Source organism: Alphaproteobacteria bacterium (assembly GCA_016722515.1).
GTDB lineage: Bacteria > Pseudomonadota > Alphaproteobacteria > Rickettsiales > JADKJE01 > JADKJE01.
The window spans coordinates 45157-60062 of sequence record JADKJE010000007.1; the positions used below are offsets into that span (position 1 = coordinate 45157).

Annotated in this window: 21 protein-coding genes; 20 read left to right on the forward strand and 1 reads right to left on the reverse strand. The window is 50.3% G+C overall.

Annotated features, from left to right (window positions below):
- Window positions 1-4 precede the first annotated feature (4 nt).
- The 20 genes from IPP74_13315 (at window position 5) to IPP74_13410 (ending at window position 13861) form a co-directional block, all read left to right on the forward strand.
- A complete protein-coding gene (locus IPP74_13315) occupies window positions 5-706 on the forward strand; it encodes a hypothetical protein (protein ID MBL0320249.1) in 702 nt (233 codons plus the stop codon).
- Window positions 707-721: 15 nt separating this feature from the next.
- Complete coding sequence (locus IPP74_13320; protein MBL0320250.1) at window positions 722-1696, forward strand: hypothetical protein; 975 nt, start codon at window positions 722-724, stop codon at window positions 1694-1696.
- Between the two features lie 102 nt (window positions 1697-1798).
- The gene (locus IPP74_13325; protein MBL0320251.1) at window positions 1799-2131 is read left to right on the forward strand and encodes a hypothetical protein; all 333 of its coding nucleotides are present in this window, start codon (window positions 1799-1801) and stop codon (window positions 2129-2131) included.
- 570 nt (window positions 2132-2701) lie between these two features.
- Window positions 2702-3430, forward strand: a complete 729-nt coding sequence (locus IPP74_13330; GenBank protein ID MBL0320252.1) for a hypothetical protein — start codon at window positions 2702-2704, stop codon at window positions 3428-3430.
- A gap of 99 nt (window positions 3431-3529) precedes the next feature.
- A complete protein-coding gene (locus tag IPP74_13335) occupies window positions 3530-3865 on the forward strand; it encodes a hypothetical protein (protein MBL0320253.1) in 336 nt (111 codons plus the stop codon).
- Complete coding sequence (locus IPP74_13340) at window positions 3862-4416, forward strand: hypothetical protein (protein ID MBL0320254.1); 555 nt, start codon at window positions 3862-3864, stop codon at window positions 4414-4416. Before IPP74_13335 ends, IPP74_13340 begins: the two co-directional genes overlap by 4 nt.
- A gap of 22 nt (window positions 4417-4438) precedes the next feature.
- Window positions 4439-4777, forward strand: a complete 339-nt coding sequence (locus IPP74_13345) for a hypothetical protein (GenBank protein MBL0320255.1) — start codon at window positions 4439-4441, stop codon at window positions 4775-4777.
- A gap of 1 nt (window position 4778) precedes the next feature.
- On the forward strand, window positions 4779-5264 hold the full coding sequence (locus IPP74_13350) for a hypothetical protein (GenBank protein MBL0320256.1): 486 nt from the start codon (window positions 4779-4781) through the stop codon (window positions 5262-5264).
- Complete coding sequence (locus IPP74_13355; protein MBL0320257.1) at window positions 5264-5632, forward strand: hypothetical protein; 369 nt, start codon at window positions 5264-5266, stop codon at window positions 5630-5632. Before IPP74_13350 ends, IPP74_13355 begins: the two co-directional genes overlap by 1 nt.
- Window positions 5632-6048 (forward strand): hypothetical protein, encoded by a 417-nt coding sequence (locus IPP74_13360; protein MBL0320258.1) that lies wholly within the window; start codon window positions 5632-5634, stop codon window positions 6046-6048. The genes IPP74_13355 and IPP74_13360 overlap by 1 nt, the downstream gene beginning before the upstream one ends.
- On the forward strand, window positions 6045-6476 hold the full coding sequence (locus IPP74_13365; protein MBL0320259.1) for a hypothetical protein: 432 nt from the start codon (window positions 6045-6047) through the stop codon (window positions 6474-6476). Before IPP74_13360 ends, IPP74_13365 begins: the two co-directional genes overlap by 4 nt.
- Window positions 6477-6478: 2 nt before the next feature.
- Window positions 6479-7399, forward strand: coding sequence for a hypothetical protein (locus tag IPP74_13370; protein ID MBL0320260.1), 921 nt, complete (start codon window positions 6479-6481; stop codon window positions 7397-7399).
- Entirely contained in the window at window positions 7396-7764 is a 369-nt protein-coding gene (locus tag IPP74_13375; protein ID MBL0320261.1) for a hypothetical protein, read from the forward strand. Before IPP74_13370 ends, IPP74_13375 begins: the two co-directional genes overlap by 4 nt.
- Window positions 7765-8094: 330 nt before the next feature.
- Window positions 8095-8544, forward strand: a complete 450-nt coding sequence (locus IPP74_13380) for a hypothetical protein (protein MBL0320262.1) — start codon at window positions 8095-8097, stop codon at window positions 8542-8544.
- Window positions 8507-9574, forward strand: a complete 1068-nt coding sequence (locus IPP74_13385; protein ID MBL0320263.1) for a tape measure protein — start codon at window positions 8507-8509, stop codon at window positions 9572-9574. The genes IPP74_13380 and IPP74_13385 overlap by 38 nt, the downstream gene beginning before the upstream one ends.
- Window positions 9571-10353: a hypothetical protein gene (locus tag IPP74_13390; protein ID MBL0320264.1), complete on the forward strand. Its 783-nt coding sequence runs from the start codon at window positions 9571-9573 to the stop codon at window positions 10351-10353. The genes IPP74_13385 and IPP74_13390 overlap by 4 nt, the downstream gene beginning before the upstream one ends.
- Window positions 10301-10891, forward strand: coding sequence for a hypothetical protein (locus tag IPP74_13395; protein MBL0320265.1), 591 nt, complete (start codon window positions 10301-10303; stop codon window positions 10889-10891). Before IPP74_13390 ends, IPP74_13395 begins: the two co-directional genes overlap by 53 nt.
- A gap of 509 nt (window positions 10892-11400) precedes the next feature.
- Window positions 11401-11928, forward strand: a complete 528-nt coding sequence (locus IPP74_13400) for a hypothetical protein (protein MBL0320266.1) — start codon at window positions 11401-11403, stop codon at window positions 11926-11928.
- Complete coding sequence (locus IPP74_13405; protein ID MBL0320267.1) at window positions 11921-13336, forward strand: hypothetical protein; 1416 nt, start codon at window positions 11921-11923, stop codon at window positions 13334-13336. The genes IPP74_13400 and IPP74_13405 overlap by 8 nt, the downstream gene beginning before the upstream one ends.
- 18 nt (window positions 13337-13354) lie before the next feature.
- Window positions 13355-13861 (forward strand): DUF1833 family protein, encoded by a 507-nt coding sequence (locus tag IPP74_13410; protein ID MBL0320268.1) that lies wholly within the window; start codon window positions 13355-13357, stop codon window positions 13859-13861.
- Between the two features lie 168 nt (window positions 13862-14029).
- Here the strand turns inward: IPP74_13410 and IPP74_13415 are convergent, their stop codons facing one another.
- On the reverse strand, window positions 14030-14239 hold the full coding sequence (locus tag IPP74_13415; protein ID MBL0320269.1) for a hypothetical protein: 210 nt from the start codon (window positions 14237-14239) through the stop codon (window positions 14030-14032).
- Window positions 14240-14906: the final 667 nt, after the last annotated feature.

Here is a 14906-nt window from a genome sequence, read left to right on the forward strand (position 1 = left end):
ACAAATGGCTCTGAAACACACTGTTGCAAAAATCGAAGACGTTGAAGAAGTCTTCCGATCCCATTACAAGCCTGTGGACGCTGCCGATCTGTCCAAGGGCTACGTCATTGATCTTGACGGCGCTCCGCAGCCGGAAGATGTTGGCGCGTTGAAGCGCACTGTTGAGCACGTCAAGCGCGAACGCGACGAAGCGATTGCCCTGGCCAAGGCCAACGGTTCCAAGACTACCGAGGAAATTGAAGCCTTGCGTAGGTCTGCGGATGCCCAAATCAAAACCTTGAAGGACCAGATTGCGGAAGCCGACAACCGCGCTCGTCAAGCGTTCTTGGATAAGAGCGTTTCCGAACTGGCTGCTGACCTTGGCGGCACCCGCGCTGGTCTGCTCTTGCCCCATTTGAAGAACCGTCTGGTTGTTGAAGCTCCTGACGGTGTACCTTTGGTGCGCGTGCTTGGCAAGGACGGTAAGGCTTCGGCGTTGTCGCTGGAAGACCTGAAAACCGAGTTCAAGACCGACGAACTTTTCGCTCCAGTGATCCAGGCTGGACGTGCTTCCGGTAGCGGTGCTTCCGGTGGTCAATCTTCCCAAGGCGGTGCCGGGGGTGGTTCTGGAAAAAAGGTAGGCGAACTACCTAAGAACGCAACACCTTCGCAAACAGTGAAGTGGTTGGAAGAACAAGGAACACCCGGATTCGCAAAAGAATCATAAGGAAAGGCACCGATCATGGCATGGCCAGCTTCTGCACCCGCATGGGATATTCTCAACGAACTGTTGTACGGCGCGTACCCTCAGTTGTTGAGCTACAACGCCGACCTGTTTAATCAAAATTCGATGGGCGGTTTGCTGCTTTCAACTGGACCTGACATCCAGGGCGATTTCCAGAAAATGTCCTACTTCAAGTCCATTGCTGGATTGGTTAAGGATCGTGACATCACGGCTGACACCGATTTGAGCACTGTCCGTTTTGAAATGGACAACCTTGCGATGATTAAGTACGCCAAGGGTACGCCTTTGGTCGAACTGATCCCACACCAGTGGGATTGGATTCTCAAGGATCCCAAGGAAGGCATGGCGATGCTTGCCCAACAGCTTGCGGAACAGACGCTTGCTGACAACCTTGCAACCGCCGTCAATGCCCTGGTTGCCGCTAACACCAATGTCGGTTCGACTCTGGTTTGGGATGGCACTGCCGGAACCGCCACGCTCACCGGACTGACCAATGCGGCCAATCTTTGGGGCGACCGGGCAGGCAATGTTGCTTGCTGGGTCATGCACTCCAAAACCTTCAACGATTTGCAGTTGGCCGGACTGACCAACGCGCAAAACCTGTTCAAGTTTGGCGATGTGAACTTCATGCGCGACCAGACCGGACGGCCTTTCATTGTTGCTGACCTGCCCTCGCTGGTCTACACCTCGACCGGAACCAAGTATCACGTCCTTGGCTTGGCCCCTGGTGCTGTCAAGATTGAAGCTGGTCAGGAGTTCCGGTCGTTGTTCCAGGAAATTGGCGGCAAGGAAAACATCAAGACAACTTGGCAGTGCCAGTGGACCAACAACATCGAACTCAAGGGCTTCGGTTGGAACACAGGCGCGGTTGCACGCAACCCGACAACTGCACAGATTGGCACTGGTACCAACTGGACCAAGAAGGCAACTTCGGTCAAGGATTGCGGAGCGGTCCTGGCGAACTTCCAGTAAGCCAGCAGCGCCGCTTCGCCCTCACAGCGGCAAACCTGGGTTGGGGTACTCTGGAAACGGGGTACCCCTTCTATATTTGTGGCTACATCTTGGAGGTTTGAAATGGGAACTTCGACACTGCATTTGAACAATCCTGTACCCTCCAACGGTGCTGTAGCTGCGTCTTTGGGTGGCAAGCATACCGTTACCGCAACGCTGGCTGGTGTTGGTGCAATTTCCTGTAAAGTCCAGGCTTGGGCAAGCTCGAATAACACCGACTCCAAAATGCTTGGCGCTCCGGTTGTCATTTCTGGCACAACTACAGTTTCCCAAACGCTCACATTCGACGCAGGAGATTGCAACCAGTTTTGGTTGGCTCTTGTCGAGATTAGCCCTGCTTGCACTTTCACAGCAACTGTTGAAAACTCCGGCGACGTGCAGTTCGGGGGGCGGTGATTGCTCACAGCGTCTCCCTCCCATCTGGCGTCGGCATCCAGGCCGCGATTGACGGCCCCGTCACCCTCTCGACCTACGGTGACTCAACAGACACGTGGTACAACGGCAAAACCACGGACGCGTCATACGCATCCAACGCCTATTTTGATCGCTCGGCAATCCTGGCAGAAATCCCGGCGAGCGGCACCAACACGTTCCAAGTAAATTACGCCGCCTGCCCCTTGCTGTACCTTGGCCCCAACTACCGCTACCTCGGACAAGGCGGCAAGCCTGGCGACTCGACCACGGCCATCGCAGCGCGCAACACGGCGGTGGCGGCTCTGGATCGCAAATCCCTGTACGACATCGCGTCTCTGCGCGCGCGTGTCGCCATCGTCAATGGGCTCTCGATCAATGACCTCCAGTCCCTCCCGGAAGGCAGTGACGACACCGCGCTGAATGCCATGATTGGCCGATGCTCGGAGATGATCCGCTACCTCGCCGGCACGCATGAGCTGGTGATTTGGACGGGGGTCCTTCGGCTTCCACAATCCTGCATTCCCGGACGCTCAAAACGAGATGATTCGGGGGATGCTGATCCGCTCGCACGCAGCTTTCGCCGCCATCGCCGCGACAATCCCGAATGTCGCATGGATCAATCCTGTCGGGCTGACCTGCGACAGCTCCGGCCAGTGGCTGCCGGGGATGTACGCTTCTGGCACAGTCAGATTGCATCTCAGTCAGCGGGCAGCGCGACTGCATGGCGAAGTCATCAAGTCCATTCTCGATGCGAAATACGCGAGCAGAGAAAACGCGATCCAGAACTACGACACCGTCTCAGCGTGGTACACCGTTTCAAGCGGCGAACCGACTGGCGTTGACACCGCCGCTGTAGGCTCATCGACCATCGGGACGCGCGCCACAGCGAATGGCATGCTGTCGATCCCGTTCACCACCACCGCCGACGCAGACGGCGCACACGTCCTGTTCACCGGCCTCAAAACATGGCTCACAGGCGGCGTCACGGGCGACAAATTCCGTCTGATTTTCGATCACGAGCTTGGGCGCAGATGGCACGCGCCTCCCGTACTGGCAAGCGCAATGGATATCCGCCTTGCTGTCTCCGGCAGGGGACATGTGACCTCCAGCATCCATACAATGAGCGCTCCGGCGGTGACGGGTGCTCGTCGTTCGTGGTCGAGCTGGACCGCGATGTCTCCGCGCTCTCGACAAGCTGCGTTGCATGGCTCCTCATCAAGCCAATGCGCGGCGCTGGCAGCTTCACCTCAAGGTCCGCCCGATGCGGGTACTCCAGCGTGACCCGCCCCTCCCTCCCCTATCCGCCCTGATCCTCGCCACGGTCGTGGGGGTGGGGGCGCTGGTGTGGGCCGCTGAATGACTTTTAAGAAAGGTTGAGCAATGCCTACAAAGTGGATTGATTCGACAGGTGTTGAAATTGACACAAGGTCTGCTGGAATTACAGCCAATGGAACGTATTATCTGGACAAGCTAGGTTCTGACAACCTTGATCCGACCAGACCTTTCATTTTCTGGGCTAGAGTTGCGTCTGCTGGTCATACTGCAACAATTCAGCTTTTTGCGGAGGTTGCTGGAGCTAAGATGAACTTAGGCTCTGCTTTAGTTCCAACAAACGGAACTCCTGTAATTGCTCCTGACGAATATACCTTAACAGGTAAGCGTGGAATTGTGGTCACTGGAATCACAGGCACTGTTTACCCGGAGGTTGGGCAGTGATTGGCGTGTCAAGTCCTTTAGGATCATTGGGCTCGGATTCGATCCTGTACGAAGCCAACTCCGGGTATCAAGCCCTGGGCGCTACGGTAGAAACTCAGTTCGCAACGTACAACTTGCCTGCTGCTAAGTTGATTGGTGATTTCTTCACCAAGCGGAGGATGATTTGCGAAGAGTTTATGGCTGGGATTAACTTCGCAGCAGCTACCGCACGCCTGACCCTTAACGAGTACTGGAACGGCACCTTGGTCCAGCAGATCACGGTCAATCCGCAATTGACCGGAGTGCAATCGTTTGGTGCTGGTCAGAACAAAGCAATTGACATCAACACCCAAATGCGAATGGAGTCAGGTACTACCACCGCTTGCGCCATTCGTGGTCACATTGCATACTCGTCTTCCTTCAACGGCGCAACTCTTTGGGGTGACAAAAATGAGCATTCCTACGGCCAGATTGCGGTAGATGTTCGTTCCGGTGTTAATGTTGTTTGGAAGTACCAATGGAACGCTGCAAGCAATCTATTCTACTTCGATCATTTGAAAGTCACTTGGTAAAACCACTAACCTTGAGGGTAACATGGAATCTGTAATTGTGTTCATCGACGGTCCAGCACCGACAGAAGACGAAGTTGTTTTGTTCGAGAAGGTCAAGGCCAACCAGTTTGTCAACAGGCATTTGCACGGTGATGCTGTCATTAAGCACTCCTGGGCAACTGCTGTCAAGCCTGAGTTCATTCCAGAAGGCTATGTGACCAAGAAGCCCAAGCCTTCCGAGGAAGTCAAGGCTCCTGTCATCAACCCGACAGCGCCTGTCCAAGTTCCCAAGGAAGGTTCCATCGGTATCCAAGCCGAGAACACTCCTCCTGTGGCCACAGGAACACCCGCCCTGCCCTTTCCTGGCGTGAAGGCGGACTAAGATGGCTCTGACGGTCGAAGACGGTACAGGGGTCGCAGGGGCTGACAGCTATGTGTCTGCTGCTGCGTTCCAAACCTGGGCTACGGATCGAGGGTATTCCATCCCGACCACTTTGGCCGATCTGGAACCCTTGCTTCGCAAAGGCTGTGATTTCATCGAGCGGAAACGCTTTTTGGGTGAAATTGAATTTGCGGATCAAGGGCTTTCATTTCCACGTCTGATTACAGACGAAGAAGGAACTGCCGTTTCGACCGGGATTCCTGCAAAGTTGAAGACTGCTCAAATGCTTCTGGCTTTGGAAAGCATGAACGGTCCTTTGACAGCAGCCGCTAGAGCTAACAAGTACTTGGCAACTAAGATTGACCAAATCTACTTGAAGTATGCCGACAGCTACAAGGGATCTGGCGATATTAGCTTCCCTGCGATTGATGATTTGTTGGAAGAGTGGGAATACTACACTTCTACAATTCGCACGGTGCGTGCGTAATGCACGAAGTCTATTCCGATGTTTACCAGATTGCAATTGACAAGATTGCTGAGTTCGGAATGGACGTTGCAATAACGCAAGGGCCGTTTGTTTATGATCCTGTCAAAGGTGAGCGTACAGGATCTACAACAACCATCACACGCAAAGGTTTGAAGATTACGGACTTTAGCCGTTTGATCTCAGACTTTAGAATTATCGGCAACGCATCGACAATGAAGGTTGATGTTGGCATTATGTTTGGCGGTGATGTCGAATTGCACGATGATGATGTGATGGAAGTTGAAGGCACTAAGTACACCATTGTTCAAATCAAACACGTTGCTCCGGCTGGTTTGAACATCTTGCAGTATGCTTTAGGGCGTGTGTAATGTCCACGTTCGAGCAGCAATTTGACGCTGCTGTTCAAAAACAGCTTGCTTATGCGAAAAGGATTCGCAACAAGTGGACGCTTGACACAATGGGTGAAATCATTGACAAGACGCCACACCTTACAGGTGCTTTGAAAGGCTCTTGGCATAGCGAGGTTGGAGCACCTTCCGCAGACTCAAGCACTCGTATAACTGGTAAAGACGGTGCAGAGCCTAAAGCCGAATTGAAAGCTGCTGTCGAGCGTTGGCCTAGCGAAGGCTCTTTGTTTATGACTAACAGAGAACGTCACGCAGAAGGTGTTGAGTTTGACGGTTGGGCAAGCAATCAAGCACCTATGGGAATGGTTCGTGTAGTTATCGCAGGAAAAAGCGGTGACCTTGTAAAGCTGACTACAGGTAGTGGGAGAACAGAATGAGCTACAAAAAGATTCGCGAAGCTCTTGCAACTTCCGCATTTACCATCTTGCAAGCAAGCCCAATTTCAATCTTGGCTGCGAACATCATTGCTGAAAATATGCCATCGCTCCGAGTCAACGAGAAATGGGCGCAAATGCTGTTCTCGCTTAGACCGCCTTCTGTGGCCACATTGGGAAGCGGTGGACAAGACCAAGCGACAGGCGTGCTCTTTGTCAACATCCGAACACCGCTCGATCAAGGAACTTCCCAGGGGCTACAGGCCATAGACGCTTTCAGGGCCGCTCTGCCTGCTGGTTCCCGTCTTACCTTTGAAGGTCAAGAGGTTGCAGTCCTTTCCATTGGGGCGGTGGATGGGCGGGTGGTTGACGGCTTCTGGAGAACAGATATAACCATCCCCTACAGAGCTTTCATTCAACGAGGAGCCTAGTCATGGCAAATGGAGCAACACACGCCGCCTATTACATCGAAGAAGTGACTTACGGTGAAATCCCTGCAAGTCCAACGATGATTGCTGTTCGCCATACCGATTTCGACATTGGTTTGGACAAGGACACCATTCAGAGCGCGGAAATTCGTTCTGACCGAAACGTAACTGATTTGCGTATGGCGCAAAACAAGTGCGGCGGTTCGTTCGGAATGGAAGTCTTGAACGATGTTGGTTTCGAGACATTCATGGCCGCTGTTTTCGGAAGCGACTGGAGCACTGGCGAACTTGTTAACGGCTCTGTCCGTAAGTCATTTTCCATGCTGCGCTATTTCGGTGATTTGGGTGCTGGAAACAAGCCTTACCACTTGATTAAAGGAATTGAATTCGCAACTTGCGATCTAAAAATCCCCACCAGTGGAATTGCAACTGTGTCGTTTGACACCATCGCCAAGACTTATGTTCCTGGCGCTACGGCTCCTGCAACTTCAACGCTGACACCTGCAACCACAACTTCGCCAATGGATTCGTTCACTGGTGTTGTGCAAGAAGGCGGTTCTGTCATTGGTGTTATTACGGAAGCCAACATCAAGTTCGATAACAAGATGGATCGTCGTTTCGTGATTGGTTCCAAGGATACCTTGCGTCCTTCGCAGGGAAAATTCTCGGCTTCCGGCAATATCACTTGCTATTACGAATCGGCAGCAATGCTTGACAAGTTCCTTGCGGATTCTGCAAGCTCGCTTTCGATTCAGCTTTCCAACGGTAGTGACACCTTCACGTTGGATCTGCCAAACATTCGTTACACGGGTGGGCGTGTTCCTGTCAAAGACGATGGCCCCATCACCATCAACATGCCGTTCCAGGCCATCTATGATGCGACCACAGGCGGCGGTGCAAAAATCACAAGGAATCCGACAACATGAGGGCTTCACAATTTTTCTCGCGCCAAAAGCACGAAGAGGGGATCAAGGTTTTCCTTCCCCTTCCAAACGGCACCGACACGACAGAATTTGTCATTCTGCAAGGTCGCGACTCCGCAGCTTTCCGCAAGGCTCAGGCCGCTTACCGCGACCGCAAGTTTGCGGCGGCTGTTGGTGAAAAGAAGGAATCTTTTGACTCCGAACTTGAAGGCATTAAGCTGACCGCTTCTGCAATCAAGTCCTGGTCGCTGGAAGAACCTTTCACCCAGGAAGCTGCTGTTGAGCTTTTGAGCAATGCGCCTTACCTGCTCGACAAGCTGGACGAAGCGATGGTTGACAACTCTCGTTTTTTTCCAGTCGAGGAGTAACGCAACTCTTTGTTTTTTACAAGGCGTTGTGTAAGCTAAACTCCCCTGTAAAAGGGGGAGCTTCTACACTCCGGGAGAGCGACAGTCAAGCGAAGAAGACAATTGAAAAGCTGGGATTGCAAATTGCGAAACCAGAATCGAGACTTCCGAAGTACCCAAAAGAGTTGCAGTACTTAGTTCATTGGGCGCAAGCGTTACACATGAAAGATCCGTTAACGTATAGCGAAGTTAAGGCTTGGTCAGAATTGATGCAGATAGCCTTGAACCCTTGGGAAGTTGACATTTTAATGCGCCTGGATACAACGTACCACGCACTAAGGACTTGACAAAATGAGCGAGAATCTTGGGCTAAACATTGAAGTTAAATCAACTGGTGAAGCTCAAGTTGTCAAGAACCTTGATGATGTAAAAAATAAAGTTGTAAGAAATGTAAAAGAGATTGAAAACGTCTCAGCAAATTTTTACAACACTCAAACAAACCTAGCGAGAGATTGGTTTGACGCTGCTGATAAAAGAATTGCTGAAAGGGCTAGAGAAGAACGAATTGCCAACCAAGCGATTTCAAAAAGCACACGAAACAAACTTGCTGAAATAAAAGCCGTTGAAGATGCTGATTTCAGAACTTGGCAAAATCAACAAAAGGAGAAAGTAGCTTACCAAAAGATTTTGGCAGGTCGTGATACAGGTATGGGGCCAAGAGATTCCCATGTTCAACTGTATAAGAAACTGCAAGCCGACCAGCTTGCTTTGGAAAAAGCTAACGCTGTCCGAGTCTGTTAGAATTAGCAAGATTAAGTACGAGCAGCAAGATGCTCATGTAAAAGCATTTTATCGCAACCAAGACGCTCAAGCAAAACAAGCTCTAAGATTGCAACAGCGTGACGCTGCTCAAAGCCAAGCTGCTCAGAATCGCGGCTTTAGGGTTGGTGTTGGTGCTGTAGCTGGTCAAGGCTTCTCGGTTGGTGGAATTGCCTCAGTCAATCCGTATGCCGCTGCTGGACTTGCTGCTGCCTACGCTGTCAAGAATGTGGCCACAGATCTTGTAGCCGAAGCAACTGTTTGGGAGAAGTTCAAGGTTGCGCTTACCGACATTGAAGGATCTGCTGTAAAGGCTGCTCAGGCTACAGACGATCTTTACGAGCTTGCCAAGCGTCCTGGTATTGGCTTGAAGGAAGCGGAACAAACCTACATCCAATTCCGTGCTTTGAATATGGAAGGTGCTAAAGCGCAAAAGGTTATCGCTGCTGTTTCAAATGCGGTTGCGCTTTCTGGTGGTGGTGCTACTGAGTTCCAGCGAGTCAATTACCAGATTACCCAAATGCTTTCTAAGGGTAAGGTTCTCGAAGAAGACTTGCGTATCATGCGTAACTCTTTACCTCGCCTTACCGTTGCCATGCGCGATGCGTTTGGAACTACTACAGCCGAAGGTATCCGTAAGGCTGGTGTAAATGCGGAACAATTCCTTGACAGAATTGTAACGCAGTTTGAAAAGCTGCCTAAAGCTAGTCAGACTTTGGAATCGGCCACCGAGAACGCTGAAACTGCTTGGAGCAGATTGAAAGCATCTTTGGTTGATACGGATAAGGTTAAAGGTTCTATTGAAGTTTGGACAAGTTTTCTTGAAACATTAACTGACGTTGTTAATGCCGAAGCGAAGCGTCTAAACAAAATACTAAAGACGTACCTAGCGCAGCGGCTGGAGCGATGTACGATGTTAACGAATATAGCGGTGGTTATTACGTTCCAAAAGATCCTTACGCTAATGAAAATGCAAAGGCTAATAAGTACGGAATTACAGAAAATTACTTGACCACTGGTAATTTTAGTGGTCAATCGGCACAATCGTTGAAAGAGTACAACGACGCTCAACAAAGAATCGCTGACCAAAAGAAGAAGGACGCTGTTGAAGAAGCTAAGTTGATGGCTTCTATAAATCTTGAAAATGAGAAGTTAAGGATTCAGCTTAAAGATATTTCGGATTATGAAAAGCAAAAACTTATTACAATCGCTGAGTACAATTCTCAAATTTCTTTAGCTGAGAAAGAATACCAAAAGAAAGGGCTTAGGGAACAACTTGCTCTACAGCTTAGAAAGCTGGCTTTAGAACAAGAAAGACAAATTACCGAAGAGTTACAAAAACAAGCAAAAGCTGCCGATGATGCATTTGCAAACGCAACAGGCATTTCTTACGCTGCTTATAGCGTTGCTAATCCTGGTGGTGTTGATAAGGATTTGCCTGGGTACAGACCTTCTTTAACAAAGTCGATGGTTGAAAACGATAATAAAACTATCGAAGATCAAGCTAAGGCTTGGGAAGAGTGGAATAAGCAAATTAAGGAGCAAGCTGACGCTTGGCAAAAGTCTGTAGACGCTGGTAAAGATTTGTCGATGAAATACGCGCCTGAGTTTGACAAACTCCAAATGGAGTACGAGAACGAACAGCAGCTTATTGTTGATGCAACTTTCCGTACAGGTGAAGAACGTAACCGAGTGATGAAAGCATTAAACGATCAGTATTTGCGCGATCAAGCCGGAAATGCTTGCCAAGTCTGCAACGGCTGTTACTTCTGCCGGACAATCCTTATTTAGCGATATTGCTGGAGCCATGAAAATGCGCTCCGACTATGAGTACAACACTCAGAAAACCTCTATCGAAAAGCGCCTGTCTCTTACAGGTCTTGAAGGTGATGCGCGGGTTGCTCAACAGCGCCGCCGTGATGAAGCCTTGGAAGCCCTTGACGAGAAGCGTCAGAATGATATGCAAGGTTCTTACCTAACCATGTTCATGATCGCTAAAGGCTTCGCCCTGGCTGAATCTGCCATCAAGCTGAATCTGGCCATTGCCAACGCCGCTGCTAGTGGACCTTTCCCGGCCAACCTTGCTGCAATGGCCGCTGTAGCCGCTGCTGTTGGATCTGTGGTCACAAACATTGCCGAGATCAACTACGCAGGTGCCTATGACAAGGGTGGGTTCATTCCAGCCGGACAAATCGGTCTTGTTGGTGAAGTTGGCCCTGAGCTTGTTTCCGGTCCTGCAAGAGTTACAAGCCGTGCCGATACAGCAGCGATGTTTGGCGGCAAGCCAACCGTAAACATTACAACTACGGTAATGACAATGTTAATGTAAAGCAAAGCAGTGACGGCAAGTCAATTGACGTGTTTGTTGGTGAAGTAGCTAAACGTGCCGAATCCCAAATGGCTACAGGTCTTCGTTCTGGTCGCGGTGAATTTTCATCCGCTTTGAAAGATACCTTTAACTTGACAAGGCAGGGTGGATAATGGCTACAATAGCTTGGCCATTATCATTGCCTTTGCCAACCGCAAACGGCTTTAACGTAAACCCAAAACTGACTGGAAATACAACTACATTCCAGTCTGGAAGAACTAGGGTTACTAGAACAAGGTCTTTGCAAAACGACCGTTGTTACATTTCCTCATCTTTGAAGTTCATTTACGCTGCAAGAATACTCAGTCTTTGCAGAGTTTTATGACACCAACTGGAAGAAGTTATCTCCGCAACAAAACTCTTTGTATTTCACAATTGGCGGAAACATTTGGTCTGGTTGGCCGTCTAGCAGAGTGCGTTGTTCTTTAGACGAAAACACTTGGTCAGTTTCTTTTGACTTTGAAGGATTCTTGCCGCAGGAAGCCTTTACCTTTTCAGCAGACGAGCTAGACCCAATCAATCCTCTGTGGCCACAAGATGAGTTTCCTTTGCAGATAGGTTCTAAGTTTGATAGGTTTTCTTCCGATGTAATTGAAGCAAGTGACAACTTTTTATTGTCCAGGTCAAATCTTGCAAAAGATGTTTTTTCATATTGCACAGTAACTACAAAACCTGCTGATATATCCAGAATCTTTAGGTTGTTGGTTTGGTGGAGTAGAGCTTGTTGTTGCGGAGCTTTACCTTTCAAGCTATCGGCTGACAATTTAGATTTGGGATTGATTAACGGTATTCCAGCAACAGCTTCCGGTTTTTATGTCGGTAAGTTCTTAGCTCCCCCAACATTTAATTTTGACGGTTGGTTTGGAAAAGCGTCAGCAAACTTGGTTTTGCAACCTTTCCGTACTAGTTTTACAACAGTATCCATAATGATTGGAAACGATGGGGCTTGGCTGGCTGGTGACAACGGATCTGTAATGGAAGGTGTTTCAAATGGCTGATCCTATCTTGAAAAGACTTTACGAGTATCCTTTAGCTTCAATCTTTAACGGGGTTTTTGCTCAGGATAAACTTGGTGGAATTACCGAATCTGTTGGGCCGGATCAAGTATTTGCGGCTTTAGACGCTGAGGGTTTTGCAAGAGATATTGATTTGCCAGCGCCGTCATCTGCGGCACCGCAAGACCTCGGAACGACAAATTCCGGCAGTAGCGAAAACTACTCGCGAGCTGACCACCGGCACAAGATGCCATCGCTGGCAGATATTGGTGCTGTTGCGCTCGGCGAAACATCATCAACCGCCTACCGTGGTGATCGCGGGAAAACAGCTTACGATCACTCGCAGATCACGGGGTCGAATCCGCACGCCACGACAGCAACGCAGGTCGGGGCAGAGCCTAGCTTGGGCAACCCTGGCGGGATCACTCCGCTGTGGTTGCAGACTATCGCAGGTGTCCGCGCATGGGTCCAGCTTGTCGCGGAAGACATCACTGATCTAGCAACAGTGCTCGGCGCATACCTGACCAAAAACAACCCGACATACACGGGCGTGCTGTCGGGGCCATCCGCGAAGATCGGGGACGCCAGCGGAGCGAGCTCGTTTGTGATGCGCCTCAAGAGCGCCGATCACTGCCAGCAGCTCAACCAGACGACCGGAACAAGCAAAGCGGCGGCATTTATCGGAATGACCCCATCGGGGATCTGGGCGTGGGGCGTGCTGGACACCGGCCTGGATGGCGCTCCGGTGGGGTGTTGGGCGATCAATGACGCAAGCGCGGCGCGGGTTTGGGGTACCGCTGCCGGGATGTGGATTCGCGGCACACTCAACCTGACCGGAAGCCTGACCGGCATCGACGCCAAGCTGATCGGCACCGGATCCGACACGTTTGGCGCGGCCCCCGGCGTGCTGATGGCAGACGCGGCGACCGGATACGCCAATGCGTGCGCGGTCCAGATGACGGCGGCAGGCGGGATGGCGTTTTGGACGTGGACCGGGTCAGTTTGGCGTAACTATTGGAGTATCACCTACCTGGGCACACTCCGCAACAGTTCGTTCTCTGGCGGTGGGACGCGCCCCGTCTACGTGAACAATTCCGGCGACCTCACGCCCACCGGCCCCGATTTATTCGTCACCAAAACAGCCAGCTACAATTTCACCGGGATCACGGCGGATCTAATCAAGCACTCCAGCGGGGACGTGGTGGCGACACTTTCTGGCGGCGTGCCAGGGAAGATGTACACGCTCGTGTCTGTGGCGGCGCTGCTAATCGTGATCCCGGTAGGCGTGACCCTCTACGGCACGAGCGGCATCTGGGACAATGCGTCCGGGTTCACGCTCGGCGGAATGCGGCCAGTCACGCTCCAATGCCTGTCTGACACAGAGTGGCTTATTCCCAATTACGTACCATAGCAGCGATAGGATTTTGCAATGGATTTAGAATCGGAAGCCTTGAGAGAAGCCTACGCCGTAGCACCTGCTGACACGGTAGTTTTGGACACTCTTGAAGTTTCCAGATCTGGTCAACCTAGCATTTTCATAACAAACAACTACACACCTTTTTCAGCAGCTTTGGAAACAGGTTCTACAGTTACGTTTTTGCCAATACCTTTTAAAGTAAATCTTCCCAGTAAGGCAAAAGACACACTGCCTGTTATGAAGATTAGTATTGCAAATCCAGATCAATTGGTTAGTAACTATCTAAGAGAGGCTTTGGTTGACAAGTCTCCTGTTGTTGTCAAGTTTAGGCCGTTTTTATTAGCCACAAACCAAGATCCACAATACCAACTGCCAATTCCTATGATTTTCCACATCGGACCTGTTAATTTTGGATTAGCGCAAGTTGATGTTCAGTGTCTGTTTCCAAACATTGCTAACAAAAGATTTCCAAATGAATCTTACACCGTGCGACTGTTTCCCGGCTTGCGTGGATGGTAGGATAGAAGCTGCCTTGGGCACCCGCTGGGTAGCCCTGGGAAAGGATCTGAGGGGGTTCGACTGCTGGGGCTTCGTTCGCTACGCACTAGGGTTGCTCGACGCTCCAGAAGCCCCGTTCTTCGACCAGCAGGCACGGCCTGGGCAGATCCAAGCTCTTGCCAAGAGCTTTCAGCAGGTTCCGCCAAGACCGCCTACAGTATCATCCTGCTTGGCACTAAAGGCCACTTTAACCATGTGGGAGTCTACCACCCGACTGAACAGTACCATTGCATAGAGCATGGCGGTGTCTGTGGCTAGAGGTTTGACAGGCTTGGAATGTTGGGGTTTGATTGTTTGAGTATTACAAGTGGGGGTGCTTTGTGATAACGGTAAATACAAGACAAATCCCTTTTAAGAACTACGTTGTCAGCGAAGTTTGTTTGTGAACAGAGTTTACAGGATGTATTAAAACCTTTTATGCAAGGTTCTGAGTTTCAACACCCTACGGTAGTTAGAGTTGATAGCAGTTCCGGTTTTGCGTAAAGATTGAACACCAAACTGTCTGACAACTCTGTTGTTGAAATTAGTCCTCGTTGTCGGGGCACCGTTGGCAACTGTTCCTTGGTTGCTAATGTTGCAATGCTTGTAGGTAGCGTAGCCCTCACAGCCTATGGTGTCTACAAAGCTCGCAAAGCTATGCAGGCTTTTAGGGCTGGCCAGGGTCAAGCCGAAGCGAGTCCGTTTTCTCCATTGACGGCAAGTCAAATAGAGCAAACTTGAACAACCTCGTTGAAGTTGGTTACGGCAGAAACAGAATGTGGCCAAGCTACATAACTCGCCCTTACAGAACTTTTAAGGATGAGAGTTGCACGGTTGGGACGGTACAGGTTTTGTAAAGAACTTAAACTACACCCAAATTTTCTGCATTGGTCAAGGTGCTTATGACATCCATTGTGTCAAGATTGGCGATACCCCTATTGAAACTTTTAGAGGTGTTAACTTAGAAATTGTACTGCCCTGAGAATCCTCAAATCCTTAGCCTATATTGTTTACGTTCAACCGATTT